The sequence below is a fragment of the Maridesulfovibrio ferrireducens genome (assembly GCF_016342405.1).
Classification (GTDB): domain Bacteria; phylum Desulfobacterota; class Desulfovibrionia; order Desulfovibrionales; family Desulfovibrionaceae; genus Maridesulfovibrio; species Maridesulfovibrio ferrireducens_A.
Window position 1 is genome coordinate 81,436 of the sequence record NZ_JAEINN010000008.1, and the last position, 14,972, is coordinate 96,407.

General features: G+C 40.7%; 13 protein-coding genes. 12 read left to right on the forward strand and 1 reads right to left on the reverse strand.

Annotated elements, in window-relative coordinates; genetic code table 11:
- Window positions 1-2: 2 nt before the first annotated feature.
- Window positions 3-1,184: an efflux RND transporter periplasmic adaptor subunit gene (locus tag JEY82_RS10290; protein WP_304085306.1), complete on the reverse strand. Its 1,182-nt coding sequence runs from the start codon at window positions 1,182-1,184 to the stop codon at window positions 3-5.
- 243 nt (window positions 1,185-1,427) lie between these two features.
- On the opposite strand from JEY82_RS10290, the gene JEY82_RS10295 reads away from it, so the two are divergent.
- From JEY82_RS10295 to JEY82_RS10350, 12 genes are all read left to right on the forward strand, one after another.
- Window positions 1,428-3,230, forward strand: coding sequence for a DAK2 domain-containing protein (locus tag JEY82_RS10295; protein ID WP_304085307.1), 1,803 nt, complete (start codon window positions 1,428-1,430; stop codon window positions 3,228-3,230).
- 611 nt (window positions 3,231-3,841) lie between these two features.
- Window positions 3,842-4,570: an amino acid ABC transporter ATP-binding protein gene (locus JEY82_RS10300; RefSeq protein WP_304085308.1), complete on the forward strand. Its 729-nt coding sequence runs from the start codon at window positions 3,842-3,844 to the stop codon at window positions 4,568-4,570.
- A gap of 56 nt (window positions 4,571-4,626) precedes the next feature.
- Window positions 4,627-5,442, forward strand: a complete 816-nt coding sequence (locus JEY82_RS10305; protein ID WP_304085309.1) for an ABC transporter substrate-binding protein — start codon at window positions 4,627-4,629, stop codon at window positions 5,440-5,442.
- An 85-nt stretch (window positions 5,443-5,527) separates the two neighbouring features.
- A complete protein-coding gene (locus JEY82_RS10310) occupies window positions 5,528-6,229 on the forward strand; it encodes an amino acid ABC transporter permease (RefSeq protein WP_304085310.1) in 702 nt (233 codons plus the stop codon).
- A gap of 11 nt (window positions 6,230-6,240) precedes the next feature.
- Window positions 6,241-6,936, forward strand: a complete 696-nt coding sequence (locus JEY82_RS10315) for an amino acid ABC transporter permease (RefSeq protein WP_304085311.1) — start codon at window positions 6,241-6,243, stop codon at window positions 6,934-6,936.
- Window positions 6,937-7,151: 215 nt separating this feature from the next.
- Window positions 7,152-7,817, forward strand: coding sequence for a deoxyribose-phosphate aldolase (deoC, locus tag JEY82_RS10320; protein WP_304085312.1), 666 nt, complete (start codon window positions 7,152-7,154; stop codon window positions 7,815-7,817).
- Window positions 7,810-8,487 carry a precorrin-8X methylmutase gene (locus tag JEY82_RS10325; RefSeq protein WP_304085313.1) on the forward strand — a complete coding sequence of 226 codons (678 nt, stop codon included), beginning with the start codon at window positions 7,810-7,812 and terminating at the stop codon, window positions 8,485-8,487. The genes deoC and JEY82_RS10325 overlap by 8 nt, the downstream gene beginning before the upstream one ends.
- Window positions 8,488-8,763: 276 nt before the next feature.
- Window positions 8,764-11,580: an EAL domain-containing protein gene (locus tag JEY82_RS10330; RefSeq protein WP_304085314.1), complete on the forward strand. Its 2,817-nt coding sequence runs from the start codon at window positions 8,764-8,766 to the stop codon at window positions 11,578-11,580.
- 464 nt (window positions 11,581-12,044) lie between these two features.
- Window positions 12,045-12,350, forward strand: a complete 306-nt coding sequence (locus tag JEY82_RS10335; protein ID WP_304085315.1) for a ferredoxin family protein — start codon at window positions 12,045-12,047, stop codon at window positions 12,348-12,350.
- 10 nt (window positions 12,351-12,360) lie between these two features.
- Window positions 12,361-13,512, forward strand: coding sequence for a 2-oxoacid:acceptor oxidoreductase subunit alpha (locus JEY82_RS10340; protein WP_304085316.1), 1,152 nt, complete (start codon window positions 12,361-12,363; stop codon window positions 13,510-13,512).
- Between the two features lie 2 nt (window positions 13,513-13,514).
- On the forward strand, window positions 13,515-14,351 hold the full coding sequence (locus JEY82_RS10345) for a 2-oxoacid:ferredoxin oxidoreductase subunit beta (RefSeq protein ID WP_304085317.1): 837 nt from the start codon (window positions 13,515-13,517) through the stop codon (window positions 14,349-14,351).
- Window positions 14,351-14,968 (forward strand): 2-oxoacid:acceptor oxidoreductase family protein, encoded by a 618-nt coding sequence (locus tag JEY82_RS10350; protein WP_304085318.1) that lies wholly within the window; start codon window positions 14,351-14,353, stop codon window positions 14,966-14,968. The genes JEY82_RS10345 and JEY82_RS10350 overlap by 1 nt, the downstream gene beginning before the upstream one ends.
- Window positions 14,969-14,972: the final 4 nt, after the last annotated feature.

Genomic DNA, 14,972 nt, shown 5'->3' on the forward strand with positions numbered 1-14,972 from the left:
AGCTACTCACCGGTGCCGGCTGTTTTGCCAGTCGAGTTGGTGTTTCCGGTGGAATTTGTATTGCTGTCTTTTACTCTGACGACTGCGCCGGGGAAAAGTCTCAACTGACCATCAGTAATAATTGTCTGACCATCTTTAAGGCCAGATGTAACTATATCAAGTTTACCTGACCTGCGATCTATATCAACAGGTTGCATATCAACCGTTTTATTCTGATGCATAATCCAGACAAACTTTCCGTTAGGTCCGTCGCATGTTGCCTGCATAGGGATTCGTACTACATTTTCTTCAAACAGTTTGAGCCTGATATCAACGTAGTTACCCGGCCAGAGTGTGCGCTTTTTGTTTGGAAAAGTTGCCTGCATCCAGACCGTTCCGGTCTTGGTATCAACATTATTGTCGATGAATGTCAGTGAACCTTCGGCAGGGATAGGATTCCCTTCACTGATAGCCATAACACTGAGTGTTCCGTTAGCAGCGTATTTTTGCACTTCGACCAAATATTTTTGAGGGAGGTAAAAGTTAACCGCTATAGGAGAAATCTGGTTTATGACGACAAGTTCATCTTTGTTTTCTTCAATTAGGTTTCCGGCTGTGGGAAAGATATAGCCAGTAAGCCCGTCGATGGGAGATTTGATAAAACAGTAATTCAGATCGTTTTTAGCATTTACAAGTTTTGCTTCAGTCACAGCGATTGAATCACTGGCAGTTTTCATTTCTAAACGTTTCTGTTCGAAATCTTCGGAACTTACAACTTTACGTCTGACAAGGTCACGGTAGCGATCATAATCTCGTTTTGCCTGTTTATACTTTGTAATGTCAGAAGCACGCTCGGCTTTATATTGGCGGATACTGGCTTCAAACTGCGTCGGGTCCATAGTGAACATTTGCTGCCCGATAGTAACAAAATCTCCGTTTGCTATTGAAATTTTGCTTAGATATCCGGTGACTCTGGAACGAACCGTGATAGTGTTGATAGCCTTAACAGTACCGATTGCAGTAAGGTAGTATGGAGTTTGTTTTTGTTCCGCATCAGCTATTGTAACTGGTGCAGGAGGAATCTCTCGTACTGTTTCTTTATTATTTCCACAGCCTTGTGCAACAAATCCTGTGCTGATTATCAAAGTTATATGTATAAAGTGTGTAAATATATTTTTTAATTTTAATAAGTTGGTTGAAAGCATAGGAATTTGCTCCTTGGGCATGGTATATTTTTCTTTTCTAATACCCTAACTGATTAAAACTTAAAAGACTATTTTTTTAATTGTTCTCTAAAAGATAATTTTAAAAACGCTGATAAATTTATTTATATAATAACTTGATCAGAAGTTGTTTTGCATGCAAATACTAGCCGTAACTTTATTTAGAAAGTTATTTAAACTTGTTCTTTTTACAAAAACACCAATAAAATAAAGATAAAATATATAATGCAATTAGAAAATATTACTAGAATTCAGTATGTTGACGGGGTGCGGTTTAGAAGGGGCGTAGTTGCAGCCGCAAGTCGTCTTATCGCGAATTCTCCGCATCTGGATGCAATCAATGTTTTTCCAGTTCCAGATGGTGATACCGGTGCGAATATGGCCGGAACTATGCGCAGTATTGTGCGTTCTTCTGGAGATTCTCTGGAGAAATCCCTTGAGAAGATGAGTGCCTTGATTGCTGAGTCTGCTCTGAATGGTGCAAAGGGTAATTCTGGAGCCATCTTGGCGCAATTTCTTTGTGGTTTTGCTGAAGGCGTAAAGGATATGCCGAGGCTTTCTCCTTCTGATTTTGCTCGGGTAGCATCTCTTGCCGCCCGTCGTTCCTGTGAGGCTATTTCTGATCCCAAAGATGGAACAATAATAAGTGTTATCAGGGATTGGGCCGCTCATCTTAGTTCTAAGAGTCATGAATATAAAGATTTTCATGAACTTCTTTCTGATTCATTGCATTATGCTCAGAAGTCAGTGAAAGCGACGACTGAGAAACTGGCTGAGCTTAAATCAGCTGGAGTTGTCGATGCCGGAGCGTTGGGTTTTGTGTATCTTCTAGAAGGAATTGTTGATTTTCTCGAAAATGGGAAAATTGAGAAAAGTGTTACTCTTGATTTAGCTCCATTATATAATGTAGAAGGTGTTCAAAGTAAGGTTGCTGTTGATAAGCTGGACTTCAGGTATTGCACAGAATTTCTTCTTAAAGGGTCAGATATTGATAAAAAATCAGTACGTGATGCTATTTCAGGTATGGGTGACAGCCTTATTGTCGCAGGATTGCCGGATTGTGTAAAAATTCATATTCATACTAATGATCCTGATGCTGTAGAAGACATAGTTTCCGGTTTTGCAAGGGTGGATAAGCGTAAGGTTGACGATATGCTGGTTCAGCATAAACGTTTACTTGCAGATGCATGTAAAGTCGGAATTGTAACAGACAGTACTTGTGATATTCCGGCTGAGCTTATTGCTGAATATGATATCCGGGTAGCCCCGCTAAGGCTTACAATTGACGGTCAGGAGTATATTGATCACGTTACTCTGACTCCTGAAGATTTTTATAAAATGCTTCCCAAAGCTGAAAAAGCACTTACCTCGCAGCCTTCTCCCGGTGATATGAAAAGAGTTTATGCAAGAGCTTGTGCTGATTACGAAAATGTCGTTTCTTTACATGTTGCCAAGGTTCTAAGTGGAACTTACCAGAATGCGCTTACCGTCAGCAAAGATTATGAAAATGTGTCAGCTTTTGATGGCAAGCAATTGACTGTCGCTCTAGGGCTTTCTGTTCTAGAGGCTGCTCGTGCGGCTCAAAAAGGGGCGACTGTAGCTGAAGTCACAAAAATAGCTAGAAAAGCCATTGATAATGTAAGAATTTTCGTTACTCTTGATACGCTTGATTATGCTGTTAGAGGCGGTAGAGTCAGCAAAGGGCAGGGATTGATTGCCAAGGCTTTAAATATTAAGCCTATTCTGGCTTTTGAAGGCGAAGGGCATCCTCGTACTGTTGCCAAATCTTTTGGTTATAAACGGCAGGAAGCTGCCTTAATCAGGCTTGTTAGTGAAAATTTTTATGGCAAGAGTCATTTGCGTTATGCCATAGCCCATGCCGCCGCGCCTGAAGTCGCCCGTAAGTTTGCTCGCATCATTAAAAGAGAGTTCGGGGTTAATCCTGTTTTTATAACCGAAGCATCTCCTGTGCTCGGTCTACACAGTGGTCCGGGGGCATGCGCGGTTGCATTGCTTGCTGACGATTAAAATCACATCTTTCGTGCTATGAAGTTTGCCTGTCTTCAGGTTGTTGTAAACTCAAAGTCCGAAACTTAGTTCGCAAATGCGTGCTTGAGTTTCGGACTTTTTTATTTATTACAAACTTGGTTAATGTTATTGTTAATGTATTAATAATTGTGGGGTGTTGAAGTTTTTAAGTTGTTTTTTATGAAAAATAGCGCTCCAATTTCTAGTGTTTGAAAAAAATATTAAAAAAATAGTTAAAAAAATAGTGTCGTTTTTGTTAAATTATCTTTTTTGTATATTTCATAAAAAGCTATAAGTTTTGTTGTTATATATGTGATCATGTCGTTAACCGTTGCTACATCCCATTAAATGAGAATGTGTTATTTCCTGTTTAATAGTCTGTTTTGGATTTACTCCCAAAAAAGTAAAGCACTTAATTTGTTTATACATAAATGGAAAATAGAGCCATTTTCTTGACTTTTGTTCGTTTTGGGATATGACTATTGTTCTTTCTTGAATTCTGAAAGTTTGTATTTAGGATTCAAAAAAAGGTTGCTGAAATTAAAAAAACTCTCTTTAAATAGTAGCCTGTCTTGAATTGATAACCAGTACGGACGTTGGAGTTAAGCTATATGTCGATGATTGAAATTAAGAATCTTCACAAATGGTATGGAGATTTTCACGTACTTAAAGGTATTAATGATCATGTAGATAAAGGTGAAGTACTTGTTATCTGCGGGCCTAGCGGGTCAGGAAAAAGTACATTCATCCGCTGTATAAACAGGCTGGAAGACTACCAGAAAGGTACCATCACCTTTGATGGAACAGACATTCTTGACAAGAGTGTCAATATTAACGAATTGCGTGCCGAAATAGGCATCGTTTTTCAGCAGTTTAATCTTTATCCTCACCTTACTGTTTTAAATAATGTAACTCTTGCTCCGCAGAAGGTGCGCAATACTCCGCGCGCCGAAGCAGAAGAAACAGCTCTTAAGTTGTTAGAAAGAGTAGGCATTCATGATCAGGCTCATAAATATCCAGCAGAATTGTCCGGCGGACAGCAACAGCGTGTCGCCATAGCAAGAGCTTTGGCAATGAAGCCTAAAGCTATGCTTTTTGATGAGCCTACATCTGCGCTTGACCCTGAGATGATCAATGAAGTTTTGAATGTTATGAAAGACCTTGCCCGTGAAGGAATGACCATGCTCTGCGTTACGCATGAGATGGGTTTTGCCCGCGAAGTGGCAGATCGAGTTATATTTATGGATGGTGGTGAAGTTATTGAGCAGGCTCCTCCCGAGGAGTTTTTCAAGAATCCGCGCCATGATAGGACTAAATTATTTTTGAAGGAGATATTGTAGCCGTTTACTTTGTTGACGGCATGGGGAAAACCTTAAAAAATGTTCTAGGAGGATCTATGAGAAGACTTTCAATCATGGTTGCCATGGTTTTGGCTATGGCTCTTTGCGCTTCTACCGCTTTTGCAGACAAATTGCAGGAAGTAAAAGATCGCGGAGTTCTTATCTGCGGTGTTAAAGATGCAGTTGTTCCTTTTGGTTACATTGATGAAACCACAAAGAAACTTGTCGGTATGGACATTGATGTTTGTAATTACATCGCAAAACAGCTTGGTGTTAAAACAGAGTTCAAACCAGTAACATCCTCTACACGTATTGCTATGCTTGCTCAGGGTTCAATTGACCTTGCTGCAGCTACAATGACTCATAAGATCGCTCGTGACGATACCATTGATTTCAGTATCACTTATTTCATGGATGGCCAGAAACTTCTCGTGAAGAAAGGTTCCGGCATCAAGTCCGCAGCAGATCTTAAAGGTCAGAAAATCGGTACTGCAAAAGGTTCTACTTCTGAACAGAACATCTTAGCAGTACAGCCTGATTGTAAAGTTCTTTCTTTTGAAGGTTACCCACAGGCTTTCCTTGCTCTCAAGCAGGGTAAAGTTAAAGCTGTAACTACTGATTCTACTATTCTTCTTGGCCTTAAAAACTCTGATCCTAATCCAGCTGGTTGGGAAATTGTTGGTGATTTTATCTCTCCTGAGCCTTATGGACTCGGTCTTCCTGAAAACGAATCTAACTTCCGTGACGCTGTAAACTTTGCTCTTATTGAAATGTGGAAGAGCGGCGATTATAAAAAAATCTACAACAGGTGGTTCGGTGCTGACACAAAATACGCACTGCCTTTGACTTGGCAGATGGAAATTTGGCCTTAGCCGGTTAGGTTACTAAGGTTGTATTGATTAGCAACGGAAGGACTGTGTCTGTCACAGTCCTTCCGACAAACAACGGATAAACGCCTTGAATTATCAGTTTGATTGGAATCTAGTTTTAACCGGGCAATACGGGCAGTGGATTCTTGACGGAGTCAAAGTTACTCTTCAAATTTCTGCGGTATCCATTGGTTTTACACTGGTTCTCGGTACCATTATTGCTGTAATGCGCATGTCTAAGTTTAAACCATTTGAATGGTTTAGCTTTGCTTTTGTTGAATTTTTCAGAAACACTCCTCTACTGATTCAAATATTTTTCTGGTATTTCGGATCATATGCCATACTGCCGGATTCATGGAATACGTGGTTGTATGATCATGATTTTGAATTTGCGGCAGGGGTAATCTCTCTTACTTTTTATACATCCGCATTTATTGCTGAAGAAATCAGAGCTGGAATTAATTCAATTCCCAAGAATCAGCTTGAAGCTTCCCGTGCAACAGGCCTTTCTTTTATGCAGGCCTACAGGTTTGTAATTCTTCCACAAGCATTCAGGATTATTATACCTCCGCTTATTTCACAGTCTCTTAATCTGATTAAAAACTCTTCTCTGGTAATGACCATCGGGGTTATGGATCTTACCTATATGGCTCGTCAGGTCGAATCTTATACATTCCATGGGTTCGAGGCGTTCACGGTAGCGACTTTGATCTATTTGGTTATTTCGCTGATCGTGTCCTTCTCAATTAATATGTACAATAAGCATTATCTGATTCAAATTAAATATTAGGGGTGGCCTCTGTGCAATGGGATGTAGTTTGGAACAATTTTGATTATTTTCTTTGGGGTGCATTTCCCAACGGACCTCTTGGCGGTTTGGCTGTCAGTATTATCTTGGCAGTGCTCGGGATTTTCGGTGCGTTCTGGATAGGACTTGCCGCCGGATTGATGCGACTTTCCAGAAATAAGCTGGTTAAAATTACTTCGGTTATCTATATTGAAGTTATCCGTGGTGTGCCTTTGCTGATGCTTATTTTTTGGTTCTACTTTCTTGCCCCTGTTGTTCTAGGCACATCTTTGCCGGAATTTCACTGTGCACTCATTGCATTTGTAGTCTTTACCGGTGCATATATTGCTGAAATTGTTAAAGCTGGAGTTGTTGCTCTGCCTAGCGGGCAGATGGAAGCTGCACGTGGAACCGGACTTTCTCATTACCAGGCGATGCGGTTCGTCATTCTTCCGCAGGCTCTTAGAAATATGATTCCGTCGTTTGTTAATCAGTTTGTCTCGCTTACAAAAGATACTTCACTTGCATATATTATCGGAGTTAATGAGCTTACCCGTACGGCTACTCAGGTAAATAACAGGACGCTATCAGCTCCGACAGAAATTTTTATTACTATCGCGGTACTTTATTTTATTGTTTGTTATGTTCTAACTTACACCAGCCGTAAGATGGAAAAACATCTAGCCCGTTATCAGGCCCGTGACCGGTAGTTCTTTTATTTGGTTTTTTATTTGAGTTTATTATAGGCCCCGAATTTTCGGGGCTTTTTTTGTTTTCTTTTGACCCTTTGCCCTTATTAATTTAATATTCCTTTGCTAGAAATTTGCGTTGTTCTTATAGTTTCAAAGAACGTTTTTATATTTATGAAGACTATTGAATAATTTAAGTATGTTGCTTTTTTCCCTTTAAAATTTGGGAGGCAGAAATGGATGTTATTAAAAATTTAGCTTCTTATGTTGATCATACCCTTTTAGATATATCCGCCGGTCCGGTGGATATTGAACAACTTTGCAGGGAGGCTGTTGAATACGGATTTGCTTCTGTTTGTATCCATCCTTGGCACGTAGCTCAGGCTTCAGAACTTTTGCGGTTTGAAAAACCGAAGGTTTGCTCCGTAATTGGATTTCCTTCAGGGGCTACACTTACTGAGGTTAAGATGATTGAAGCTATGCGGGCTGTCGAGAAGGGAGCGCAGGAACTCGATATGGTCGTAAATGTAGGAGCTTTGAAAGCAGGTGATATCAATACATTTTTAAAAGATATTTTCATGACAGTTGAAGGAGCTGGCGGTGTTCCCGTCAAGGCTATTATTGAAACAGGTCTTCTTGATGACGATCAGAAAAAACAGGCTTGTACGTTGGCTGTTAAGGCCGGAGCTTCGTTTGTTAAAACCTGTACAGGATTTAATTGCGGCTCTGCCACAGTCGAGGATATCAAACTCATGCGTGCCAGTGTTGGAGATTCGGTTGGAGTGAAGGCCAGTGGCGGAATTAAAACTTATGCTCAGGCTTGTGAACTTGTTGTGGCCGGAGCCACTCGTTTAGGTACATCTTCTTCCATAAAAATTATTCAGGAGGCCATCGGTGGCTGATAAAGTTAAACTTCTTGCTGTAGCTAAACCTAGAGATATTGAAACAAAATCTTTTGAAATAATTGATTCAGAAGTCCCTGAGCCTAGAAAATTTCAAGGGATTGAATGGCAAATAGTAAGAAGAATGATTCATACAACTGCCGATTTTGAATTTATTGATCTTGTCCGTTTTCACCCAAATGCTGTTGCCAGCGGTTTGAATGCACTAAGAAAAGGGTGCACAATTGTAACTGATACCGAGATGGCCCGGTGTGGAATTCCTGTACGAAGAATGAATCCACTCGGATGTGAAGTCCGGTGTTTGATTAATGATCCCGAAGTAATTGCTTCCGCAAAACAAAACTCAACGACCAGAGCCCATGCCGCCCTTGAACTTGCGGCAAATAAACTTAAACCCGCTATCCATGTCATAGGGAATGCTCCTACTGCATTGATTCGGCTTGTTCGTCTTATTGAGGCAGGTAAAATGGATATTCCTGCTTTGGTTGTAGGCATGCCTGTGGGGTTTGTTAATGCTGCTGAATCAAAAGCCCTGCTTATGGATTGCGCATCGTTACCATATATTACAATTTCAGGAAGAAAGGGCGGCTCTGCTCTTGCTGCTTGTGTCATTAATGCTCTGGCGGAAGTTGTTTTATCCGAAAAAAAATTGTCCTCAGATTGCAGTTGAGTCGTAAGTATAATTAATTTTTATTATAATATATTCCAGTCCTTCCAGCGTAGTACATTTTTTATCGGAATTGAATCATCAACTGTTGCTGATGCTCTGACAATTTTCGGTTTATTGGTATTAAATTGTCTGCGCTGTAGAAGAAATAAGTTTGTTCTTGTGATTTAGACATGTGGTGGGTAATTTAATTGCTAGAAGTGATTATCTGTATACTTAATTTTAAGGCTTAGTTATTTTGTAATAACATTTAGTATTTTTGGTTTGGTGCAATAAAATATGTCTGGGCATAATCCTTCTTCAATAAAATCATTCTTCCGTTTAAATACAGGTGAGAGATCCATTTCTCGAGATCTTTCAGCATGTCTTGTTTTTGCTCTTGCCGTAATTATCGGAATTGTAACTGCTTATGAGTATTTTGGACGTTCCAAAATGCTTCATCAGGAGATAGAGGATAAAGCGGATACATATATAGAGCAATTAACCAAGTCAGTAACCTTTCCGATTTGGAACTTTGACATGGTCTCTTTGAAGCATGTTTGCAGTGCCTATACCCAGAATGATCAGTTCGCCAAGTTTAAAATTATTGATGCAAACGGTGATGTTCTTTTTAATTTTGTGAGAGCTGGTGAGGATAATGATGATCCTATAATCAGATCTCGCGACTTATACATTGGAAAAGAAAGGATTGGATCGCTTAGTTTTGAGCTTTCAAACAAAGCATATCTTAGAAATCTTGACTGGATTCTTTTTGTTTCAAGCTTGACCTTTTTAACTTCTGTTGCGGTTATTTATATTATTACCGGGATCTTGCTCGATTATTTTATTCGAAAACCTATGAGCCGGTTGCGAAAAGGGCTTGATAAAGTAGCGATGGGAGATTTTTCGTATAGATTTGAAGAGATACCATATGCGGAACTTCTCGCGATTGGTTCCCGTTTTAATCGTATGACTGAAGAGATTGCCAGTCGTGAAATGCGGTTGGAAGAAGTTAATAAAGAATTAAAAGGTGAAGTTTTTAAACGGGAAAAGGCTGCTGAATCTCTTATAAAAAGCGAGAAACGCTACAGAGCTTTGGTTGAAACCACCTCCGAAGGTTTCTTGATGGTCGACGATAATCAGATTTTACTTGATGTGAATCCGGCTTTTTGTCGTATGGTAGGTCTCCCCCGTGAAGAAGTATTGGGAGAAAAACTTTCGAGCGTATTGGGTTCTGCTGCCTCGGAGAGGCTTGATGATAAAAAAATCGGGGATCATCGTTTTGAAGTCAGCTTTCGCAATCAGGAAGGCCGCGATTTAGATATTTATGTTCATGCAACTAATTTGTATGAAAATGGTTTTACTCATTTTCTATTTGCTTTTGTCACAGATATTTCGAATCACAAATTACTTGAAAAGGCTTTAAGGGCCTCTGAAGAAGAGTACCGGACTATCGCGGATTATACTTTTGATTGGGAAATGTGGATAGGAACGAGCGGTGATCTTAAATATGTAAGCCCTTCGTGTGAAAGGATTTCCGGTTATCCAAAAGGGTATTTTATGGAAGGTCCGGGGCGGGTGGAAAATCTGCTTCATAAAAATGATAGAGAATTTTGGCAAAATGCTTTGTCTGGAAAATTCCTCTCCGCAGACGGAACCGATTTAAGACTTTTTCGCAAAGATGGTTTAATGCGCTGGGTTTCATTGACTGGTCATAAAGTTTTTGCTGAAAACGTTACTCCGCTTGGAGTCAGGGTTTCTCTTCGTGATATTACAAAGCGTAAATTCATGGAAAAACAGCTTCAATACGAGGCTCTCCATGATCCGTTGACCGGACTTGCCAATAGAACTTTATGCTGTGACAGAATAATGAAGTCTCTCAAGCGTTCACGAAGGCGCAATAATTATTATTATGCTGTTGTTTTTATGGATTTGGATCGGTTTAAGGTCATTAATGACAGTCTTGGACATAATATCGGAGATAAGCTTTTAGTTAAAGTTTCCAAAAGATTACTGCAAGCTGTCAGGGATCTGGATACTGTTTCCCGTTTCGGGGGTGATGAATTTATTGTCGTTCTTGAAGAACTGACCAAGCCGCGTGAAGCTATTCGTATTGTCAGCCGCATAAAAGAAAGCCTCAGCACTCCGATGCTGATTGACGGTCATAAAATAAGCGTTGCCGCTAGTTACGGAATTATACTCAGCCCTACAACATACGAAAAGCCGGAAGAATTAATTCAAAACGCTAATGTAGCCATGCATCAGGCTAAAGAAGCTGGCCGTGATAAGATGAAGGTTTTCAATAGACGGATGCTTGATAAGGCGATGCAGGCAATGAAGCTGGAAAGTGATCTTCGCGCCGGCATATTGAATGATGAGCTGTATCTCGATTATCAGCCGATTTATTGTCTTGAAAGTAAAGAAGTTGTTGGTTTTGAGGCTTTAATTCGTTGGAATCATCCTGAGCGCGGTCTTGTTATGCCCGGGGAATTTATTCCCATGGCCGAAGAATCAGGTTTGATTTTTGAGTTGGGAAGGTGGGTTATAACCCAGGCTTGCCGCGAAGTTAAGAGCTGGCTTAATAAGTATGAAAGCGCGACAAATATGGTTGTCTCTATTAATATTTCAGGTCGTCAATTTTCGCAGCCGAATCTTGTTGATAATATTCTTTCAACACTCGTAGAGTATAATCTACCTCCTAAAAATTTAAAAATTGAGATTACAGAAACAGCCATCATGGAACGAGCTAATCAGGCCGTAGAGATGCTTACCAAGCTTCAAAAAGCGGGGGTTTTAGTTTCGATAGACGATTTTGGAACTGGATATTCTTCCATGAGCAACTTGCAGGAATTTCCTCTCGATCAACTTAAAATAGATATCAGTTTTGTCAGAAGACTGGCAGAGTCTCCTGAAAATGTGGAGATTGTTAAAGCGATAATTAATTTGGCGCATAATTTGGGCCTTTATGTTGTGGCAGAAGGGGTAGAAACAGAACAGCAAGAAACTCTTCTGAGAAATATGGGCTGTGAATTCGGTCAGGGATATTTATTCTCAAAACCTATGAAGCTTGCGAAGGTTGAATCTTTTTTGAACGGTGATATTTCTTTAGGTTTATAAATAGTAATTATTACAGGTAGCTTAGATTGTCCGCGCGTTTTGCGTTATTTGATGAATTTGCTGAGTTAAAATCTTTGCTCGAAGCTTGCAATGAAAGGCATTACAGGTTGTAAGCAGTATTTGTGGATATTATAATGTTTTTATTTTAAAAAGAGCCAATATTCTAAATGGCTCTTTTTTTGTTTTTTTAAGGTGATTGAGTAATCAGTATGACGGTGTTGTAGTCTTTTATGTTATCAAAGGTAAAATTTAGAGTTAATGTATTGTCTTGGCTGTTAAGATACTTTAAAAATGTAATATTGCACAAAAAGTATCGATTACTGTTGCATGTGCGGTTCTGGCGTGCTAGGGCCGAATTAACATTCTGAATTTAGGTCTTTTTCAGGATGATGTTTGTAGAGGCGCGTTTGTCTCCCGTGAGAGAGGAGACTTATGGAAAAATTACCCCAAACCTGGATCAGGTTATGAGTGTCAAACGCAAGGGACAAAGCAAGGTTACGATTTTTCCGGACTGGTGCAAAGGCTGTGGCATTTGCGCTGCCTTTTGTCCGGCGAAGGTCATGGAACTGAATGATCAAGGCAAAGCGGTCGTGATCAGAGAGGAAGAATGTATTAATTGCGGATTCTGTGAGCTTCATTGCCCGGATTTCGCAATTATGGTTCAGCCTAAAGTGGATGATGAAATTCCGGCGGTATGCAGAGCTCTGCTGAAGAAGGCTTCATTGCCGGATGCCGGAAAAGATGAAGAATCCATTAAGGAAAAGGGATAAGGTGTAATCCATGGCCAGACCCAAAAAGAAACATAATAAAGAAATTTTTGCCCTTGGCAATGAGGCTGTTGTTGAAGGAGCCCTTTTGGCTGGGTGTAATTTTTATGCCGGTTATCCCATTACTCCTTCATCGGAAATAATGGAGATAATGGCTCAAAGATTGCCGACTATACCAAATGGCGCTTTTGTCCAAATGGAAGATGAAATCGGAGGGCTTGGTGCTATTATCGGCGCTTCGCTAGCCGGACGTAAAGCTTTGACGGCGACTTCCGGTCCTGGTTTTTCTCTTATGCAGGAAAACTTAGGGTATGGTTGCATAACAGAAACTCCTCTTGTCATCGTTAATGTCATGCGCGGTGGTCCAAGTACGGGTCTTCCTACTTCGCCCGCTCAGGGTGATGTTCAGCAGGCCAGATGGGGAACACACGGCGATCATTCAATCATTGTCCTTTCAGCTTCAAATGTTCAGGAATGTCTGGAGATGACAATTGAAGCGTTTAACCTCGCTGAAAAGTATCGTACTCCGGTAATTCTTCTTATTGATGAGATTACTGCTCATACACGCGAAAAGATAATAATTCCTAACGAAGATGAGTATGAAGTTTTCAATCGTACTCTTCCGACTATGCCTCCGGAATGGTATAAACCTTACGAAGAAACGGTCAGGGGAGTTCCTCCTATGCCCGCAATCGGTTCGGGGTATAGATTTCATGTCACGGGACTTACACATGATGTGAACGGTTTTCCTACATCCCGTCCTGATGAGGTTCGTGAATTTAACGAACGTTTATTCCGTAAAATAGATCAATTTCTACCTGATATCCAACTTGTTGAAGAAATTGATACTGAAGATGCGGAAGTTGCAGTCATCGCATACGGAACAGTCGCACGTTCAGCAGAGCTTGCAGTTAAGCAGGCTCGTGCTTTAGGTGTTAAAGCTGGATTGTTGAAACTCAAAACTTTGTTCCCGTATCCGCGTAAGGCGACTGAAAAGCTTATGTACAAGGCAAAGGCTATTATTGTTCCTGAAATGAATATGGGACAGATTTCCAGAGAAGTGAAAAGAGTTAATAATGGTCAGGTGAGCGTACGGACTATTAATAAAGTTGACGGGCAGATCATAACTCCCGCTGAAATCCTCAAAGTCTTAACACGGATATAGCCATGGCAGATATAAAAGGAACACAACTTATTCACGAGTATCTGAGGCATAACAAGAAGTTTCCGCATGTCTTTTGCGCCGGTTGCGGACATGGAATTGTGCTTGGTTCGTTAATCAGAAGTATTCATGGACTGGGGCTTGCAAAAGATAACGTTTGTATCGTTGCCGGAATCGGATGCTCCGGACGACTTGCAGCCTATGTTGATTTTAACACAGTTCATACCACTCACGGCAGAGCGCTTACTTTTGCTACCGGAATTAAGATGGCAAAGCCGAATATGCACGTGATTGTGGTCATGGGTGACGGTGACTCAATGGCTATCGGCGGTAACCATCTTATTCATGCTGCACGCAGAAATATCGGGGTTACTGCATTAATTCTTAATAATAATATCTACGGAATGACCGGAGGCCAGTGTTCTCCGACTACTCCGGCCGGTTCGTATTCAATGACGACCCCTATGGGACAAATGGAGCAGAGCTTTGACTGTGTTGAGCTTTGTACGGCCGCCGGGGCTAATTATGTTGCCAGAGGAAGTGTTTTTCACGTCAACAAGCTCGATTCCATGATCATGGAAGGCATTACTAATCCCGGATTCGGTGTTGTCGAAATCTTGTCCCCTTGCTTCACCCAGTACGGGCGTAAGAATAAGTTTAAATCTCCTGTAGATATGTATCATGCTCTTAAGAGTAAAGTTACACCGCTTGAGCGTTTCAACGCAATTCCCGAAGCAGAACGTGGCGAGAGAGTTCCTTCCGGTGTTTTTGTCAAAAAAGATAAACCTGGTCTGGAAGAAAAATTCTATGAAATGGCTGCACGATGTCAGGGGGGCGAGTAATGAAAAATCAACATTTAGAACGATTTGAAATTCGTCTTTCCGGTCTTGGCGGTCAGGGAATTCTTACTCTCGGTAAGGTTATGGGGTCAGGTTTGGCTCTCGGCCAAGGGTACAATGTTACTCAAACTCAGAGTTATGGGCCTGAAGCTCGTGGCGGCGCCAGTCGTTCAGACTTGGTGATCAGTTCCGAAAAGATAAGTTATCCAAAGGCGGAATCTGTTGATCTGCTTATAGCTCTCAGTCAGGAAGCGTGTAATATGTATTACCGCAATTTAAAGCCCGGCGGGCTTTTAATGATTGAAAGTGATTTGGTAAAGCAGCCACCTGTAAATATGTTTATAGGGCTTCCTTTTACTTATCTTGCCAAAGAGAAAATTGGTCTTGTCCAAACCATGAACACGATTGTTCTTGGAGCAGCAGCCTTTCTTCTTCCTTTTGCAGAGCAAAGGGTAATCCGTAAAAATCTCGAAGAGATTCTTCCGGCTAAGATTGTAGCGATTAATGTGAAAGCTTTTAATCTTGGATACAAAGAGGCTAAGAAAAACTTTGGTGATCCGGAAATGCTTTGGAAGAAAAACAGCGTTGTTGTCAAAGAAGACGATGAAGATTCAATTTAGCAAT